The sequence below is a fragment of the Brevundimonas pondensis genome, assembly GCF_017487345.1.
Taxonomy (GTDB): domain Bacteria; phylum Pseudomonadota; class Alphaproteobacteria; order Caulobacterales; family Caulobacteraceae; genus Brevundimonas; species Brevundimonas pondensis.
In genome coordinates, this window is sequence record NZ_CP062006.1 from 711,721 (window position 1) to 729,450 (window position 17,730).

The 17,730-nt window shown below is 67.9% G+C and carries 14 protein-coding genes and 1 pseudogene; 8 read left to right on the forward strand and 7 right to left on the reverse strand.

Annotated elements, in window-relative coordinates; all coding sequences use genetic code 11:
* Positions 1–11 precede the first annotated feature (11 nt).
* On the forward strand, positions 12–1,226 hold the full coding sequence (locus IFE19_RS03820; protein WP_207825840.1) for a DUF2336 domain-containing protein: 1,215 nt from the start codon (positions 12–14) through the stop codon (positions 1,224–1,226).
* A 164-nt stretch (positions 1,227–1,390) separates the two neighbouring features.
* Positions 1,391–1,819, forward strand: a complete 429-nt coding sequence (locus tag IFE19_RS03825; RefSeq protein WP_207825841.1) for a MucR family transcriptional regulator — start codon at positions 1,391–1,393, stop codon at positions 1,817–1,819.
* A gap of 151 nt (positions 1,820–1,970) precedes the next feature.
* On the opposite strand, the gene IFE19_RS03830 is transcribed toward IFE19_RS03825, so the two are convergent.
* From IFE19_RS03830 to IFE19_RS03840, 3 genes are all read right to left on the reverse strand, one after another.
* The gene (locus tag IFE19_RS03830; protein ID WP_207825843.1) at positions 1,971–3,089 is read right to left on the reverse strand and encodes a DUF2336 domain-containing protein; all 1,119 of its coding nucleotides are present in this window, start codon (positions 3,087–3,089) and stop codon (positions 1,971–1,973) included.
* Entirely contained in the window at positions 3,086–4,279 is a 1,194-nt protein-coding gene (locus IFE19_RS03835) for a hypothetical protein (protein WP_207825845.1), read from the reverse strand. Before IFE19_RS03835 ends, IFE19_RS03830 begins: the two co-directional genes overlap by 4 nt.
* Before the next feature lie 76 nt (positions 4,280–4,355).
* On the reverse strand, positions 4,356–5,384 hold the full coding sequence (locus IFE19_RS03840) for an ABC transporter substrate-binding protein (RefSeq protein ID WP_225910383.1): 1,029 nt from the start codon (positions 5,382–5,384) through the stop codon (positions 4,356–4,358).
* Positions 5,385–6,140: 756 nt separating this feature from the next.
* On the opposite strand from IFE19_RS03840, the gene IFE19_RS03845 reads away from it, so the two are divergent.
* Positions 6,141–7,232 (forward strand): DUF5694 domain-containing protein, encoded by a 1,092-nt coding sequence (locus IFE19_RS03845; protein WP_225910384.1) that lies wholly within the window; start codon positions 6,141–6,143, stop codon positions 7,230–7,232.
* A 104-nt stretch (positions 7,233–7,336) separates the two neighbouring features.
* Complete coding sequence (locus tag IFE19_RS03850) at positions 7,337–7,615, forward strand: hypothetical protein (RefSeq protein ID WP_207825848.1); 279 nt, start codon at positions 7,337–7,339, stop codon at positions 7,613–7,615.
* A 53-nt stretch (positions 7,616–7,668) separates the two neighbouring features.
* Here IFE19_RS03850 and IFE19_RS03855 read toward each other — a convergent pair.
* The 3 genes and pseudogenes from IFE19_RS03855 to IFE19_RS03865 all read right to left on the reverse strand — a co-directional run bounded on the left by IFE19_RS03855 (position 7,669) and on the right by IFE19_RS03865 (position 13,025).
* Positions 7,669–9,467 (reverse strand): annotated as a pseudogene (locus tag IFE19_RS03855) (ABC-F family ATP-binding cassette domain-containing protein).
* 58 nt (positions 9,468–9,525) lie between these two features.
* Positions 9,526–11,322 (reverse strand): J domain-containing protein, encoded by a 1,797-nt coding sequence (locus IFE19_RS03860; RefSeq protein ID WP_207825849.1) that lies wholly within the window; start codon positions 11,320–11,322, stop codon positions 9,526–9,528.
* Positions 11,319–13,025 (reverse strand): Hsp70 family protein, encoded by a 1,707-nt coding sequence (locus IFE19_RS03865; protein WP_207825851.1) that lies wholly within the window; start codon positions 13,023–13,025, stop codon positions 11,319–11,321. Before IFE19_RS03865 ends, IFE19_RS03860 begins: the two co-directional genes overlap by 4 nt.
* A gap of 121 nt (positions 13,026–13,146) precedes the next feature.
* Here IFE19_RS03865 and IFE19_RS03870 point away from each other — a divergent pair, with 121 nt between their 5' ends.
* On the forward strand, positions 13,147–13,728 hold the full coding sequence (locus IFE19_RS03870; protein WP_207825852.1) for a TetR/AcrR family transcriptional regulator: 582 nt from the start codon (positions 13,147–13,149) through the stop codon (positions 13,726–13,728).
* Complete coding sequence (locus tag IFE19_RS03875) at positions 13,728–14,066, forward strand: DMT family transporter (RefSeq protein WP_207825854.1); 339 nt, start codon at positions 13,728–13,730, stop codon at positions 14,064–14,066. The genes IFE19_RS03870 and IFE19_RS03875 overlap by 1 nt, the downstream gene beginning before the upstream one ends.
* 34 nt (positions 14,067–14,100) lie before the next feature.
* Here the strand turns inward: IFE19_RS03875 and IFE19_RS03880 are convergent, their stop codons facing one another.
* Entirely contained in the window at positions 14,101–15,027 is a 927-nt protein-coding gene (locus IFE19_RS03880; protein WP_225910385.1) for an Hsp33 family molecular chaperone, read from the reverse strand.
* 192 nt (positions 15,028–15,219) lie between these two features.
* Between IFE19_RS03880 and IFE19_RS03885 the strand changes: the two genes are divergently transcribed.
* Positions 15,220–15,747: a hypothetical protein gene (locus IFE19_RS03885; RefSeq protein WP_207825858.1), complete on the forward strand. Its 528-nt coding sequence runs from the start codon at positions 15,220–15,222 to the stop codon at positions 15,745–15,747.
* An 84-nt stretch (positions 15,748–15,831) separates the two neighbouring features.
* The gene (gene serA, locus IFE19_RS03890; RefSeq protein ID WP_207825860.1) at positions 15,832–17,721 is read left to right on the forward strand and encodes a phosphoglycerate dehydrogenase; all 1,890 of its coding nucleotides are present in this window, start codon (positions 15,832–15,834) and stop codon (positions 17,719–17,721) included.
* Positions 17,722–17,730 lie beyond the last annotated feature (9 nt).

The window sequence follows — 17,730 nt, forward strand, 5'->3', positions numbered from 1 at the left end:
GGGTAGAAGTCATGTCGAGCTCGGCCGCCATGTCTGAACCGGACGTTCCACAAGCGACGTCGAAGGCGCGCCACGTTCTGTTGCGGCGGCTGACCGATGTCGTCTGCCTGCCGGCCAGCCGGATCAACGCCTTCGAGCGTGCGGTCACGGGTGACCTGCTGGTGGACATGCTGCGGTTGGCGCCGCTCGAGGATCGTCGGCGCGTGGCCATGCGCCTGGCGCCTCTGGCCGAGGCCCCGAACAGCCTTGTCCGTATACTTCTGCGCGATGAGCCGTCGGTGGCCGCCCCGCTGATTGAGCAGTGCGCCTCGCTGACCGATGTCGATCTGATCGGTTGTGCTCGTGACGCCGACGCCCCGCACAGACTTCTGATCGCCGCGCGGCGGGGTCTGTCCGAGGTGGTGACGGAAGTCCTGCTGAGCTTTGGTGAGGATGATGTCATCGAGGCTGTGTTGAAGAGTGCTTCGGCACGTCTTTCGCAGACGGCCATTGAAGGCGTGGTGGCGCTCAGCCGGCTAAGCCCAGGGCTATGCGCGCCATTGCTTCGGCGCTCCGAACTGCGGCCATCCGGGGCCTATGTGATGTTCTGGTGGTGTGGACCGGAAGAGCGCCGCACCGTGCTGCAGCGCTTCGCCGTTTCGCGTGAAGTGCTGCAGGACAGCGTCGAGGACCTGTTCGCCATGGTCGCGGCTGAAGGCTGGACCGATCCAGTGGCGCGCAAGGCCCTGCAATTCATCGAGCGGCGCCAGAGAAACCGCGCGGCTATCGAAAGAAGCCCTTATGCCGGGCTGGAGGCTGCCGTCGCCGCCGCGGGCGCGGGCCTGAAGCGCGAGATCGTAAGCGAGATCGGCTATCTGTCAGGGGTCAAGCCGCTGACGGCGGCCAAGATCATGGGCGATGCGGGCGGCGAGCCGGTGGCGATCCTGTGCAAGGCCACAGGTCTGTCCCGACTGGACCTGCAGACCTTGTGGCGCGCCATGCGCAGACCTGAACTGACGCCTGATGGTGATGTCCATCCCGATTGGGAAAGGGTCCAGGTCACCTATGAGATGCTGGCCGTGGACCGGGCGCAAACCGTGTTGCGATATTGGAACTGGTCCCTGTCTTCCGCTCTGACGCCTGCCTTGCTTCAGGCGATACGCGATGGCGACGAAGCGCTGATTGACGAATACTCCGCTCCTGAGAAGGCGGCCATGCTGGCGTTGGCGGAGAACTTCGGTCGATGAATCGCGACGACTGATTTCGAGCGGGATCAACAGAGGAATTGGTCGTTTCTCGTCTAGACTATGCTTGCATTGCGTTCGTCGTCGAACATCCGTATGAAACCATGCGCCGGCGGGTCGTTTCTGATCAGTCGAGGCTGATCCGTTCTGTAGAAGGCGAGCCCCCCATGGAAGAAAAACCCGAACTGCTTGAAATGACGGCGGACATCGTGTCGGCCTATGTCAGCAACAACACCGTCTCGGCCGACGCCGTGCCCGGTCTGATCGCTCAAATCCACGCCGCCTTGTCGGGCGTGTCGTCGGCCCCGGTGGAGGTCGAGCCCGAGCCCAAGGAGCCGGCGGTTCCGGTCCGCAAGTCGATCACGCCCGACTTCCTGATCTGCCTGGAAGACGGCCGCAAGTTCAAGTCGCTGAAGCGCCACCTGCGCACGAAGTACAACATGAGCCCCGAGGAGTATCGGGCCAAGTGGGGTCTGCCCAAGGACTATCCGATGGTCGCTCCGAATTACGCCAAGGCCCGTTCGGATCTGGCCAAGCAAATGGGCCTGGGTCAGGGCGGCCGCAAACCCGCCCGCGCCACCCGCGCCAAGAAGTAAGCCTGATCTTTCAGGCCTGGATGCAGCGCCCGTCTTCCGAAAGGAGGGCGGGCGCTTTGCATTGCGGGGGGCTATAGCCTCCTGGGCTTGAGCGCACCGGGTGGCGCGTTCTCCGCCCCCGCAAGGGAGGGAGATGCGCCGCGATCCGGTCTCAAGCCGCCTGTACGGCCTTGCGCATGCGCCAGAAACGCAAGGTGCGTTGAGCGGCCTCGTGGGTCAGGTCGTTGTACATGCCGGCGTAGGCGCGCGCCTTGCCCATGGCGTCGCCGTCGGTGTTCAGCAGGACCACGGCGTAGGTCAGGAACAGGGCGCGATCCAGGTCCGCGGCCTTGCAGACCACGGCCAGGGCATCCAGTTCACGACGCTCGATGATCTGGCGGGCGGTGTGGAAATCGATGTCGGCGAGTTGGGACAGGGCGATCAGGAAGGAGGTGCGGCCGCCCGAGCGAAGGAAACGGGCCAGCATTTGCGGCGTCAGCTGCCCGGCGGCGCGCAGCTCTTCCACATAGGCCAGGCTTTCCGCGTAGTCCGGAGGCAAGGCGCCGTCGTCGGTGGCGATCCGGGTGCGGCCGGCGGCCAGGGCGCTTTCCAGCAAGGCGGGGTCCATGCGCGCATTCTGCTCCAGAATACGCTGGCGCAGGCGAGCCTCGACTTCGAAATACATGTCGTTCAACAGGTCGGGCGGCAGACTGGATCGTTCAACCGTGACCTGGTGCAGGGCAGGGTTGGCGCGCGCCCGTCCGACCGCGGCCTCGGACGCCGCGCGAGACAGGCAGGCGCCGTCGTTGCCGAGCAGAACGCCCAGGGTCTCGTCGTCGCCCCGCTCTACGATGGCGTCGGAGACGGCTTCGGACACCTCGGCGCGTTGGCTGACCGCGCGCATGTGGCCCTGTCCACGCGATCGGATGACGTGGATCAGGTCAGCCTCGGTCAGGACGGGAGAGGCGCGCAGTACAGGTTCGGCGACGTCTTCGGCTTCGTCCTCAGCCAGGCGGCGGATGAGTTGATGCGGAGCGTCAGGCGCGTCGGCGAAACGTGCGGCCAACTCGGCGCGCACGGCCGTTTCCATGGCCTCGGTCAGATCCCCGAGGACTGATCCGTATAGTGCGGTTTCAGCTTCGCTGCGTTGTGTAGCGCCGAAAAAGCAGTCCGTCAGTTCGCGCAACAGGGCGCGGCGCTTTTCGCTGGACGGCTCCTGAGCCAGCGCGATCAGGTCCGGCAGTCGCGATTCAGGATCGACGATGGAGGGAGTAGCTGCGCCGTCGCTCATGGCTGATCTTGGACTTCAGTATCGGGAACGGCGCGGACGCGTCCGTTGGCTGTGCGCGCCAGATTAGGCGTTGCGGGCGGTTCCGCCAGATCGGCCGAAGCCGGCGGGGTGTCGAGTTCGACGGGCAGGGCGTCCAGATAGACAGCCGCCGGCAGGGGCGTGGCGTCTGGCTGGCGTCCCGCCTGTCGGTGCAGAGAATAATAGCGTGCGCCTTCTTGCGGAGCGGCTTGCAGAGGCTGCGGCGCGGCCTGGGCCTGGGCCTGGGTCTGCGGTTGACGCGCCGCCGTCTCCGGGGAGGGAAGCGGAGCCGGAGCGGCGGGTTCAGGCGCCGGGCGTTGCAAGCGGAAGATGGGCGCGTCGCGGCGCGGGGCCATGGGGTCGAAGGCCGGAGTGTCTGGCGCGGCTGTGATCGGCGCGGGTTCGGTCGGCCGGGGCGCCTCGACGGTCGGCATGGCGGGAGGCGGCGCCGGGATATCGACGACAGGCGCGACGGCCATGGGCGGCGGTGCGGCTTCGACGATGGACTCCGGAACGGAAACAGCGGTTGAAGCCGGAACAGGCGTCGGCGGCGCGGGCGCCGGTTCGTTGTGTGGGGGCAGGGCGACCGACGGCGCGGCTTCGGAGAAGGCAGGGCCGCTTTCGTCCGGCGCCGGCGAGGGCGCGGCATGCACCGGTGCGGGATTCCAGTCGCGCGTCGGCGCGGGCCTCGGCGCCGGTGCAGCGACCCAGGGAGCAGCCCGAGCAGGCGCTATGGCCGTCGGTGCCGGCATGGGCGCGTCAACGGGCGCCTCCGCCGTGGGGGGCGCGACAGGCGCAGCGTCTGGCGGCGGCGCATGGACGCGCGGGGGGGGCGCGGGCTGGTAGGTCGGCGCATTGGGTCCCAGCCAGGCGCTGGCCGGGGTCAGGTTCTGCGAGGGCGCCGTGTCTGGCAGACGGCCGAAACCGCCGTGCGGAATGATCGGGGCGCGGCGACGCGTGACTAGGGCGGACGTGGCTGACGGGGAGGCGTCGACGACGGGTTGGAGGGCGGGGTTGGTCAGCGAGGACGTGTCCGGCTGTTGGGCCTTGCCCGGCCAGGCCAGATAGCGCTGTCCGTCGCGCGCCGCACCCTCTTGAGCCGCAGCGGGCGCGGCGACGCCCAGGGCGCAGGCCCCGGCAGTCAGGATAGCGGTGATCGGCGGGCGTCGCACGGACGGCCTCCTGCAAGAGACGGCGGTAAGCGAGCAACCTAGGCCGAGACGGCTTAATCCGGCGCTAACGCGGGGCCTACCCCCGGCCGGGCAGGTACTGTGTAGTGAAGGCTTCACGCCAATCGGGCACCGAGGGATAGGCGATCTCGGTCTGCTCGGCGAAGGCTTGCCAGCGGTCGGGCGTCATGGTCCCCAGGCCGTAGAGGGCCGCGTCGCCGCCATCGACCACGGCCTCGGTGCGCAGGCTGTCGCGCACGGCGTTCAGCAGGCGCTGGTTCAGGTCCGGGTTGGCGCGGCGGATCAGGGCGTCGCCCTTGGACCCGTCGCCATGGACATAGTCGCGCCAGCCCTCGACCGAGGCCGCGATGAAGTCGCGCAGGGCCCGGGCGTTGTCGCGGGCGAAGGCGTTGGGGGCCAGGACCAGGCCGCCATAGGAGGGGTAGCCGTCGTCGGCGGGGATCAGGACGCGTGGCGTGAAACCGGCCTCGCGCGCGATCATGGCGGGGTCTCCGGCCGTCAGCCGCCCGACCAGGACAGCCTTGGGATCGTCGCGGAAGGCCGCGAGGTTGTCTTCGGCCGTTCCGATCCGGGCCTGATCGGTCGCCAGTTCGAAGCGGGTGCGCAGCCAGTTCCAGAAGCCCGCCTGGTCGGCGGAGCTCATCAGGATGGGCCGGTCCCGCAGGGCCGACAGGGTCTCCAGCGGCTGGTTGGGCCGGGCCATCAGGACCACGGGGTCCTTCTGCAGGAAGGCGGCGACGGCCTTGACCGGCGCGCGGTCGGCGATCAGCCGCAGGGGGGCGAAGCTGTCGGCGCCGATGGCCAGTTCGACGGCGCTGGCGGCGAGCAGGGCCGGGACGTCGGCGCCCGCCGCCTCGGTCAGGATCTCGACGTTCAGGCCGCGTCGCTCATAGGCCCCCGTCGCGATGGCCTGATAGAAGCCTCCGTGGGCGGCGGTGACCGTGCCGCCAGAAGCCAGGCGAAGGCGCACCCGGCCGGATTCGTCCACCGGCGCCTCGGCGCGACCACAGGCGGACAGGGAGCTGACGGCGGTCAGGCCGGCGGCGCCCAGCAGCAGATGGCGGCGGGAGAGTCGGTCGAAGGTCATTGAGAGATGGTTTAGGGGGCGGCGGCGGACTTGGAAAGGTCGGCGGCGCCGCACTGCACACCGGAATTGAGCGAGGGGACGCAAGCCTGGCCGAAGCCCTGATCGCGTCCCCTCGCCAAGTCCGGGTTGGACCTGGCCGTTCGGGTCAGGGCCTGGCCTTGTTCCGAAGCGAAGATCTGAGTTTGAACGCGCAAGCGTTCAAACCGATTTCGCTCTGGACCGTCGGGCGAACCCGGCGGCGTCGGCTGGTCTCCTGGCGGCTCCTGGTCGTGTCGGGCGCGTCGTCGGGACGCGTCGTCTTCGATCCTGGCCTTGTTCTCCGTGATCCCCGCGCCGAGGCGCTTAAGGATCGGGAGCCTGTGGCCCTGCGTCGGTGTTTCCGCATCCTCCGAAGAGGCTTGGAACCCTGGGTCAGAGAGCCGGGCCGGTTCGCTTGAAATCTCTCTAACCCATTGCTGGGTCTTGGATTTCCGCGCCGCCGTGTCCCGTTGGCCTGTTGACGTTCTCGCGGAAACCGCTATTCGGCAAGCGTCCGAATTCGGCTGGCTGTGCGGAATCGCCTCGGCCCCGGTGGGCAAGTCTGTGGATATCTGTGGACGGACGGAATTCGCATTCGCGGATCAAGGGTTTGCGACTGTCCACAGGAAAGCGGCCCTTAGCGTTAATGAGCAGGATTTAACGGGGCGGCGGACCGGATTCGCTTTAATGGCTCCGCTTGCGTCGCCGACGGCGCGTCGATCCCTCAAGGCTGCTTCCGTGATTTCTGTCCGTTCCACCGCCGGTCTTCTGGCCCTCGGCGTCACCCTGGCTCTTACGGGGGCCGCCGCCGCCCAGACCTATCGTCCGACCTTCCACCCGGACCAGTTGAAGGGACCGCCCGCTGGGCCGGTCAATCAGGTGCTGGTGGTGGGCTCGCCCCACCTGGCCCAGATGGGCGATGCGGTGAAGGCCGAGATGCTGACGCCCTTGCTGGACCGCCTGGCGGCCTGGGCCCCTGAAGTGATCGCCATCGAGAACGTCTCGGGCCTGCAATGCGACGCCATGCGCCGCTATCCGCAGCGCTACAGGGTGTCGATCAGCGACTATTGCCCGGACGTCAGCCATGCCGGTCAGCAGGCGGGGCTGGACGTCCCGGCGGCCAACGCCGAGGCCGAGCGGCTGCTGGCGGAATGGCCCGCGGCGCCGAGCCCGGAACAGCGTCGCCGTCTGGCCGCGATCTTCCTGGCGGCGGGCGAGCCGACCTCGGCCCTGGTCCAGTGGCTGCGTCTGGCCCCGGCGGAGCGCCGCGAGGGCGAGGGGCTGGACGCGACCCTGGTGGCCCAGCTGAACACGCTGGTCGACAGCATCAACGAGAGCGATTCCGTCGCCGCTGCCCTGGCCGCACGCCTGGGACTGGAGCGGGTGTGGAGCGTCGACGACCACTCGTCCGACCGCTATCCGGCGGACATCAGGGGCTATGCCCGGGCGATCCGTCAGGTCTGGAACAATCCGGCGAGCGAGGAGCGCCGCGCGGCGGAGGCGCCGTTCGAAGCCGGGCTGTCGCAGCCCGACGGCCTGCTGAACCTCTATCGCTACTACAACAGCCCCGAGGCGATGCGCCGGGCCTATGAGAGCGACTTCGGCGCGGCCCAGAAGGACCCTTCGCCCGAGGGCTTCGGCCGCATGTATCTGGCGTCCTATGAGACGCGGAACCTGCGCATGGTCGCCAACATGCGCGACGTCATGGGGATGAAGCCCGGCGTGAAGATGCTGGCCCTCGTGGGCGGCTCGCACAAGGGTTACTACGAGGCCTATCTGAACCAGATGCACGACGTGGTGCTGGTGGACGTGGAGCCGGTGCTGCGTTGACGCCGGGGGCGGCCATTCGGTGTATTTTCACATATTCGTGTTTTGTAAATTGTGATTTCTCGCTCTCATTTCACGTGGAGGTTGTCTCCAGGGAGGGTGGTTCCATGATGAAATCCAAACGAAACGTCGCGCGCCTTTCGGCGCTGGCCCTGTTGATCGGCGCGGGTTTTGCTGGCGCTTCAACGACAGGCGCGACCAAGGCGGAGGCTAAAACGGAGTCCGACTACGTACGCTGCTATTTCCAAGGTTACGACGCCTGCTTGCCGCGAACGTCCGACGGGTTCGTCTATTTGCCCAGTCCGGGTTCAGCCGCGGAGGCCGCGTTCGAGCAATGTCTGGCTGACGTTGAGGCTGCTTGCTCAGCCCAGTATCCAGAGGGTTGAGTAGCTTCCTGTCCTGATGATGGCGACGGCTTTTCTAGAGCCGTCGCCATTATCTAGCCCGCCAGCGCCGCCTTCTTCTCTTCCAGCTCCAGCCAGTCCAGTTCGGCGGCTTCGAGGTCGGCGCGGGCCTTGTCGGCGGCCTTCATGGCGCGGTCGAAGGCGGCGGGGTCGCGGGTGTAGAGGCTCTGGTCGGCCAGGATAGCGTCCTGCTTGGCGATCTCGACCGGCAGGGTCTCCATCAGCTTTTCGACCTCTTCCAGACGCCGCGCGTCTTTATACGAGAGCTTGACCTGCTTCTTGGGGGCGGCGGCGACCGGGGCGGGGCCTTGGGGGCTGTTTCCGCGTGGGTCGGGGGCGGGGCGAGGAAGGTGGGGTTCTGGCGCAGGAAGTCCTGCCAGCCGCCGGGGGTTTCGACGATGTCGCCGCGCCCGTTCATGGCGATGGTCGAGGTGGCCAGACGGTCGACGAAGTCGCGGTCGTGCGACACTAGGATCAGGGTGCCGTCATAGCCCTCGAGCAGCTCTTCCAGCTTGTCGAGGGTGTCCATGTCGAGGTCGTTGGTCGGTTCGTCGAGGACCATCATGTTGGCCGGCTTGGCCAGGGCGCGCGCCAGCAGCAGGCGGTTGCGCTCGCCGCCGGACAGGGTCGAGATCGGCTGGCGCAGCTGGCTTTCCTGGAACAGGAAGTCCTTGGCGTAGGCGGCGACGTGCTTGGAGAAGCCGCGCACGATGATGCTGTCGCCGCCGCCGGGCGTCAGGGCGTCCCACAGGGTCATGTCCGACTTCAGCCCCTCGCGCGACTGATCCAGATAGACGGGTTCCAGATTGGCGCCGAGGCGGATGGTCCCCTCGTCGGGCACCAGCTCGCCCAGCAGGGTCTTGACCAGGGTGGTCTTGCCCGCGCCGTTGGGGCCGACGATGGCCAGACGGTCGCCGCGCATGACGCGGGTGGTCAGGTTCTTGAAGATGACGCGGTCGCCAAAGACCTTGGTCACGCCCTTGAGCTCGGCCACCAGCTTGCCCGAGACGGCGCCGGAATCGACGCCCAGATAGAGGTCGCGCGGGACGTCCTTCATCTTCTCGGCGCGTTCGGCGCGCAGGGCGGCCAGGTTGCGGGCGCGGCCCTCGTTGCGGGTGCGCCGCGCGGTGATGGAGCGGTAGAAGGTCTCGGTCTCGCGTTCGATGGTTTTCGTCAGCTTTTCGAGGGCGATGGCCTCTTCTTCCTGAACCTTGGCGGCCCAGTCGTCGAAGGCGTCGAAGCCCTTGTTCAGGGTGCGGACGCGGCGGTTGTCCAGCCAGTGGACGGTATTCGTCACCTTGTTCAGGAAGGCGCGGTCGTGGCTGACCACCAGGACGGCGAAGCGGGCCTGAACCAGCTCGTTCTCCAGCAGTTCGATGGCCAGGATGTCTAGGTGGTTGGTCGGCTCGTCCAGCAGCAGGACGTCGGGCTCTTCGGCGAAGGCCTTGGCGAGGGCGGCGCGGCGGGTCTCGCCGCCGGACAGGTTCTGGGCGGGCTTTTCGGGGTTGAGGCCGAAGGTGGTCAGCCAGCTTTCGGCGGTCCAGCGCTCGGCCCCGCCCGAGGCGGCGTAGTCCAGCAGGGTGTCGCCGCTAATGTCAGGTTCCTGGGCCACATAGGCGAAGCGGGTGCCGGCCTGGACGGCGCGGTCGCCGCTGTCGGCCTCGACCAAGCCCATGACCACCTTCATCAGGGTCGACTTGCCGGCCCCGTTGCGGCCGACCACGGCGGCGCGACTGCGCGGCTCGACCGCCAGATCGACCCCGTCGAACAGCGGGCGCTGACCATCCTGCAGACGGACATCTTTGAGGGCGACGAGAGGGGGACGAGCAGCCATGGCGGGGCCTATAGCGCGGCCCGCGCCCGACCGCCACGTCTGCTGGCGCGACAAGGCGTCAGGCGATGTGGTCGGCGGACTTGTGGCGCTTGCGCGCTCTTTGTGGCCAGTGCGCAAGGAGCAGGTCGCCGAGCGTCGTCAGGGCCAGAACGCCGCCGATCCAGGCGCCGCCCCAGGCGAAGAAGACGATGGCGGGCGTCTGATCGGCCGGATCCACAGCGACCAGCCCGATGAAGATCGCCACGAGTCCCAGAGGCGTGCCCCATCGGCGCAGGTTCAGCATCAGCGGGTGCTGACTGGCGGCGGCTACGGCGCCGGCGGCGCCGGCGAGAAACAGGATGGCTGCGGCGGGGGCGCCGACCCAGAATGATGGCGAGACTGCAGCCAGACCCGCGCCGACGGCGGCGGCGGCGATCAGCACGCCGCTGGCCAGTATGTGCGCCGCACCGCGCGCGGGCCAGCGTCGTGCCAGATGCAGTCCGCCTACCGGCATCAGCAACATGACGATCACCAGGGTCAGATAGAAGGCGGGACGGTTTTCCATCTGTGCGACGGCGACGAACCACAACGGAATGAACAGGCCGGGCCATGTCCAGAGCCAATGGAGGCGTTGACTCCAACGGTCGGCGTCGCTGACGAGAGCAGCCCACCAGATCAGACCTATGCCCGCCAGGACGGCCCCCGGCACGGCGATCGACTGAACGGGGCTTGGGTCAGGCGGCAGGAAGGCGTTCAACAGCATCAGCAGCGCCGTGACCGGCGCCCAGCCACAGGCGCGCCAGAAGCTGTCCGCTGTGAAGCCGGCCCTCCGCCGCCAACGGGGCAGGACAAACAGGTAGTGGCCAGCCAGAGCCAACAGAATGGACCCCGACAGGCCCACCCCGGCGCCAGCCAGGAAGCCGACGCCCTCGCTTCCGGCGGGCGCGCCCGCGCTGACGACCAGGGCGGAGAGAAGGGTGACAATGCCTGCGAACCAGATGCTGCCGAGGCCGAAGCGAGGGCGAGACAGGTACTCGCGCCACCAGGCGACGGCGGCGGGGTTCAGGTAGTTCAGAACATAGGGGACCTCATGATCTATGCGGGCCAGAAGGTCGCTGATCTGGCGGCCCAGTTCGGGACGCAGGCGGGCTTGCATCCGTTCACGCGGACCGATGGGCCGGCTGAGAGCCATGAAGGCGACGTGTCCGGCCGACGCCCGGCTACGCAGGCGTTTCAGGGTCTCGAGATCGGCGCGGTGCTGCAAGGCGCCGAGACCGGGGCGCCAGTGGTCGCCGACAGGCCGGTGGTCCCATCCGAAGAAGGTGATGGTCGGCTCCAGCAGGACCTCGAAGCCCGGCCCTCGCTGGGCCGCCAGCTGGTCCAGCCAATGCTCGGTGGAGTCATGAACGTCCAGCGCGCCGAGCGCCGGCGAGCGGAAGACGGCGACCAGGGCCGTCAGGACTGTTTCGCTATCGGGCGCCGCTTGTCGCAGGGCCTCGGACAGGGCGTCGCAGCGGCGCTGATGCTCGTCGCGGTCAGCGCGGTCGCGGGCCATTTCCGCAACCAGGGCGGGATCTTGCGGCGAGGCTTCGGTCGAGGGCGTCGCGGGAGGAGGGGCGTGGTTCTCGCCGAGGGGCGCGGCGGGGGCGTCCAGCCCCTCGTCGACGGCGTCGTCGTCATTCCAGCCGTTGTCGGCTTCCCAGGCGGCGTGACGGGCGTGGTTCAGGGCCTGCTCGAAGGCGGCGCGCAGGGCCTGGAAGCCCTCGGGATCGTCCTCGGGATGGACGATCTTCAGCCGCCGGGCATAGGCGCGACGGATCTCGCGCTCGTCGGTGGAAGGGGAGATGGCGAGCTCGCGCCAGACGGAAGTTCTCACAGCCAGGTCGCGCCTTCGAACTGGTCGAGGACCTGGGTCAGTTCGGCACGCCCGTGTTCGATCTCGCGCGGGTCCTGGCGCTCCAGGATAAAGGTGAAGCGGTCCAGATGCTGACCAATGAAGTGGCGCTGGTCGCCCAGGGAGTCCTCGTAGCAGCGGGCGGCGCGGGCCAGGACGGCGCGGTTGACATCAGCATCGCGCGGGTGGTGTTTCAGCGCGGCCAGGGCCTCACGGCGCTTCTGGAAGTCGGGGCCGGACATGACGTCCTCGTCGGCGATCACAAGCTCGCGGCGCTCGCCGGTTTTCGGCACATGGACGTCGACCTCGAGCAGGCCGTTGATGTCGTAGGAGAAGCGCACCTCGATGGCGATCTCGCCGGCCGGGGCGGCGGGGACGGCGACGTCCAGTTCGCCCAGGCGAATGTTGTCGATTACGGCCCGGGACTCGCCCTGGTAGATGGGCAGCTTCACCTGGCGTTGGTTGGCCTCCATGGTCGAATAGACCTGGATGCGGCTGGCCGGGATGACGGTGTTGCGTTCGATGATGGGCGAGAAAACGCCATGGCGGACCATGCCGCCGGGGCCGCGCTCGCTGATCTCGACGCCCAGGCTGTAGGGGCAGACGTCGGTCAGGACGACCTCTTTCAGCGCCGTGTCGCGGGCCTTGAGCCCCGCCTGGACGGCGGCGCCCAGGGCCACGGCCTGATCCGGGTCGACGGCGTTGGAGGGGAAGCGGCCGAACATCCGGGTCAGGGACCTGCGCACGACCGGCATCCGCGTGGCCCCGCCGACCATGACGATTTCCTGCAGGCCGTCGGCGCGCAGGCCGGCGTCGCGCAGCGCCCGCAGGACAGGATCACGCAGCCGGGTCAGCAGGCCTGAGCACATCTCCTCGAAGGCGTCGGCGGTGAAGCCGTGTTCGAAGCTCTCGTCCTTCCAGGTCACGGCCATCGAGGCGGCTGCGCCGTCGGTCAGGGCGCGGCGAGCCCGCTCGGCGGCGGCGCGGATGCGTTCGCGCAGATGCGGATCGGCCCGCTGCGCGGGCGACAGGCGGTCGCCCATGGCCTTGCCGAAGGCCTCGATCAGCACCTGGTTGAAATCCTCGCCGCCCAGCCGGTTGTCGCCGGTCGAGGCGCGGACCTCGATGACGCCCTCGAAGATCTCCAGCACCGAAACGTCGAAGGTGCCGCCGCCCAGGTCGAAGACCAGGAAGCGGCTTTCGTCGTCCAGTTCGTGAATGCCATAGGCCAGGGCCGCGGCGGTCGGCTCGTTCAGCAGGCGCTCGACCTTGAGCCCGGCCAGTTCGCCGGCGCGGCGTGTGGCCTTGCGTTGCTTGTCGTTGAAATAGGCAGGGACGGTGATGACCGCCTCGGTCACCGGCTGGCCCAGATGGGCGGCGGCGTCGTCGGCCAGGCGGCGCAGGACCAGGGCGGACAGCTCCTCGGGCAGGAAGGTGCGCTTGCCCAGCTTGGTCGGGCGGCTGGCGCCCATGTAACGCTTGAAGGCCGTGGCGGTGAGGTCGGGGTGAGTGGACTGGCGCTCACGCGCGGCCAGACCGACCAGGACCTCGCCGGTCGTCTCGTCCAGGCTGACGGCGGAGGGGGTCAGCAGGTGACCCAGGCTGTTGGGGATCAGCTCCGCCTTGCCGTCGCGCCAGACGCCCACGGCGCTGTTGGTCGTTCCCAGGTCGATGCCGATGATCACGCTAAGCCCCCTTGCCGCGACGCTTGTCTGTAGCGGGGCGGTCCGGCGGGCGGCAAGTCGAAGTTCGACGTTCGGCGAAATTGGTTTGAAAGGAAACTGTCCGGTTGGTATGTAAGGCGTCATGGACGCTCAGACTCGCCGCCGCGCGCCGGAAGCCACCCGCGCCGAGATCATCGACATGGCCATCGAGGCCGCCGCCGAAGAGGGGGCGACCGGGCTGAAGTTGGACGCGGTGGTGGCGCGTCTGCCGTTCAGCAAGGGCGCCCTGCTGCATCACTTTCCGACCAAGCTGGCCTTGCTGGAGGGCGTGATCGACCATCTGGCGAACGAGATGACGGCGGCCATACTGGCCGAGGCGGCCCGCGACCCCAATCCCTATGGCCGCAATGCGCGGGCCTATCTGCGGGCGACCGTCAACGAGCCGGTGACGGAGCGCGACGTCAGCATCGGCCGGGCGGCCCTGGTGGCCTGTGCGGTGGAGCCGAGCCTGATCGCGCGCTGGCGGGCGGCGATGCGGACCCTGGCCGAGGACGATCCCATCGATCCGGCGGGCAAGGACGACGCCCTGATGCTGCGGCTGATCGCCGACGGCCTGTGGATGAGCGACCTGTTCGGCACCCACGAGGTCTCGCCTGAGCAACGTCGGGCGCTGCTGTCGCTGCTGACGCCCGGCAGCATCCTGACCGAGGCGCACGGTTTCTGATGAACCCGATCACCTGGGCGGCCCTGTTGGGCGCCATCGGCTTTGAAGTGCTGGGCACCACCCTGTTGCAGCAGTCGGAGCAGTTCACCCGGCCCTGGCCGACGGCGGGACTGGCGGTCTGTTACGGTCTGGCCTTCTACCTGCTGACCATCGCCCTGAAGCAGATGCCGGTGGGGCTGGCCTACGCCATCTGGAGCGGGCTGGGGGTGGTGCTGATCTCGGTCATCGGCATGTTCCTGTTCAAGCAGAAGCTGGACCTGCCGGCCGTGATCGGTCTGGTGATGATCGTCGGCGGGGTGGTGGTGATCAACCTGTTCTCGAAGAGCGTGACGCACTGACCTCCCTCCCCACGAAGGGGAGGGAGGTCATGTCTCAAGCTTCGATTTCGCTTGGATCGATCTTGTAGACGGTCGAGCAATATTCGCACGTTGCGTGGATCATGCCGTCGTCCTCGACCATGGCGGCGCGGTCTTCGGGCGGGAAGGACTGCATCACTGTGACCAGCCGCTCCTTGGAACAGCGGCAGACGGCGGCCAGGGGCCGGGCGCCTTCCAGCCGCACGCCGTCCTCGTGGAACAGGCGGAACAGCAGGGTTTCGGCGCTGATCGTGGGGTCGATCAACTCGTCGTCGCCCAGGGTGGCGAACAGGGCGCGGGTGCGTTCCCACACTTCTTCGGTCGAACCGCGAGCCTCGTCGCCGGCGATGACCTGAATCATGGCTCCGCCTGCTCGCCAGAACGTTCCGGCGTCGGTCGTGACCTGACCCACGGCCAGACGCACCTTGGTCGGCACCTGCTCGGACTGGGTGAAGTAGTGCTCGGCGCACAGTGACAGGCTCTCGCCCTCGATCGGGGTGATGCCCTGGGTGCGCTCAAAGTCCTCGCCACGGTCGATCGTCATGATGAAGACGCCCTTGCCCAGCAGGGTCTGCGCGCCCGGGCGCACGAAGCCCTCGGAGGCCTTGGCGACTTCTTCGGGATCGAAGCGGCAGAAGCCGCGCAGGGTCCCGGCGGTGTCATAGTCGGCGACGACATAGCGCACCGGGCCGTCGCCCTGGGCCTGAACGATCAGGCGGCCCTCGAACTTCAGCGCCGAGCCGACGATGGCGGCCAGGACGCAGGCCTCGCCCAGCAGGGCGGCGACGGGTTCGGGGTAGTCGTGGGCCGACAGGATCTTGTCCACGACCTCGCCCAGCCGCACCAGGCGGCCGCGCACGGGCCAGCCTTCGATCTGGAAGGCGGCGGCGAGGTTGTCGGTCGGGGGCTCGATGGGGTGTGCGGCGGGCGCGTGATCGGTCACGGCGAAGGTCCTGAATAAGGCGAAACTGTCGGAAGCGGCGCAACATAGGGAGCCGCAGCGTGCTTGGTAAGGGGCGGGCACGCCGTCGGATTTCTCGTCCACGCGACTTGCAGCTTGGCTGTTTCCGACGGAACCTCTTCCGGCCCGGTTCGCTCCTGTCCTGACGACAGTGGTTTCAAAAAGAGGTTGCCCATGGTTCGACAGTTCAACGCCGTGGACGAGGTCCGCAAGCATCCCGGCATCGCCGCTGGCGTGGTCGCCGTTCTGGCGGGCGTCGGTCTGGCGGCTCTGCTGCTGAACCAGCGCAGCGGCCCCACACGGTATGAGCGTATCCGGGAACGGGTCGATCCGCGCGGTTGGTTTGACGCCGAGGCTCTGCGTCATCGCTTTGACGACATCGCGCGTGGCGTTCGTCACGGCGCCGAAGACCTGACGCATCGCGCCGCCGATCTGGGCGGCTATGCGGGCGAGCGTGCGGAACGGTTCGGCCATGACGCGCGCGCGCAGGCGGAGCATTGGCTGCAACGTTCGCGCAAGAAGACCCGCAAGCCGATGAAGCGCTACGCCAAACAGGCGCGCCGCTACGCTGAGGACGCCGGAGACTTCGCCCGTGATCACGCCAAGGAGGGCGGGGCCTTGCTGGCGGTGGCCACCATTGCCGCCGCCATCGGCGCTGCGGCCTTGGAAAGCCGACGCAAGGGCGACTTCGGCAAACTGTGACGCTTTTGGAAAATTCATGCGGAAAAGGGGGCTTTGAGCCCCCTTTTTATTGCTGCAAGTGCGAAGGTGGGTTAGGTGCGGCGCATGACTTCGCCTGTCTTCATCTTCGACTTCGATTCCACCCTGGTGCGCATCGAGACGCTTGAGGCGCTCGCTGACATCGCCCTGTCCGACGCGCCCGATGCGGCGGCGAAAAAGGCTGAAATCGCAGCCCTGACCGATCAGGCCATGACGGGGCAGGTGGACTTCGGCACGGCCCTGCGTCGTCGTCTGGATCTGCTGGCCCTGAACCGCAGCCACGTCGAGGCCCTGACGGACCGGATTCTGGACGAGGCCAGCGCCTCCATCCGCCGCAACGTCGACTTCTTCGAGCGCCATGCCGAGCGGGTCTACATCCTGTCGGGCGGCTTCCGCGAGGTGATCGCGCCCCTGGCCGCGCGTCTGGGCATCGCCGCCGATCACGTCCTGGCCAATGACCTGATCTATGACGCTGAGGGCCGGGTGACGGGCGTGGACGACGCCAACCCCCTGTCGCGCGAGAACGGCAAGCCCGAGGTCATCAAGGCCCTGAACCTGACCGGACCGGTGGTCATGGTCGGCGACGGCTGGACCGACGCCGAGGTCAAGCTGGCCGGCGCCGCCAGCCGGTTCTACGCCTTTACTGAGGTCGTCAGCCGTCCGAAGGTGATCGAGGTCGCGGACGCGACCGCCGCCTCCCTGGATGAGGTCCTGTTCGCCGAGGGCGTGGCCGGGCGCTGGTCCTATCCGCGCAACCGCATCAGGATGCTGCTGCTGGAGAACATCCACCCCGCCGCCGTCGAGCGGCTGGAGGAGGCGGGCTACTCCGTCGAGACCATGAAGGGCGCGCTGGACGAGGACGACCTGATCGAGGCGATCAAGGGCGTGCATGTTCTGGGCATCCGCTCCAAGACCAACGTCAGCGCGCGGGTGCTGGAGCAGGCCGACCGCCTGCTGGCGGTCGCCGCTTTCTGCATCGGCACCAACCAGATCGATCTGGAAGCGGCCGCTGAACATGGCGTGGCCGTCTTCAACGCCCCCTATTCCAACACCCGGTCGGTGGTCGAACTGGCCATCGGCCTGACCATCGTCCTGATGCGCGACGTGGCCGACAAGTCGGCGGCCATGCATCAGGGCCAGTGGAACAAGTCGGCCACCGGGTCGCGCGAGCTGCGCGGCAAGACCCTGGGCATCGTCGGCTATGGCGCCATCGGCTCTCAGCTATCGGTCCTGGCCGAGGGCTTGGGGATGCGGGTCATCTTCCATGACCTGTCGGAGCGTCTGGCCCTGGGCAACGCCCGGCGGATGCGCTCGCTGGACGCCCTGCTGGCCGAGGCCGACGTGGTCAGCCTGCACGTCGACGGGCGCAAGGACAACGCCGATGTCATCGGCGCGGCCCAGTTCGCCAAGATGAAGCCGGGCGTCCTGTTCCTGAACCTGTCGCGCGGTCACGTCGTCGACGTCGACGCCTTGGCCGAGGCGCTGAAGTCGGGACGCATCGCCGGCGCGGCGGTGGACGTCTTCCCCGAAGAGCCGCGCACCAACGCCGACCCCTTCGCCAGCCCCCTTCAGGGCCTGAAGAACGTCATCCTGTCGCCCCACATCGGCGGCTCGACCGAAGAGGCGCAGGAAGCCATCGCCGAGTTCGCCGCCGAGCGCCTTCTGGGCTATCTGAACCGGGGCGACACCACCTTCTGTGTCAACCTGCCGAACGTGCAACTGGCCGAGGTGTCGCGCGCTCACCGCCTGCTGCACATCCACAGGAATCAGCCGGGCGTTCTGGCTGAGCTGAACCGCGCCCTGTCGTCCGCGGGCCTCAACATCCTGGGCCAGCACCTGAAGACGGACGAGCGCACGGGTTACGTCATCACCGACGTGGATCGCGACTATGATCCCGAGGTGCTGAAGGTCCTGCGTGACCTGCCGGGCACAGTGCGATTCAGAATGCTTCACTGAACGCTGTTC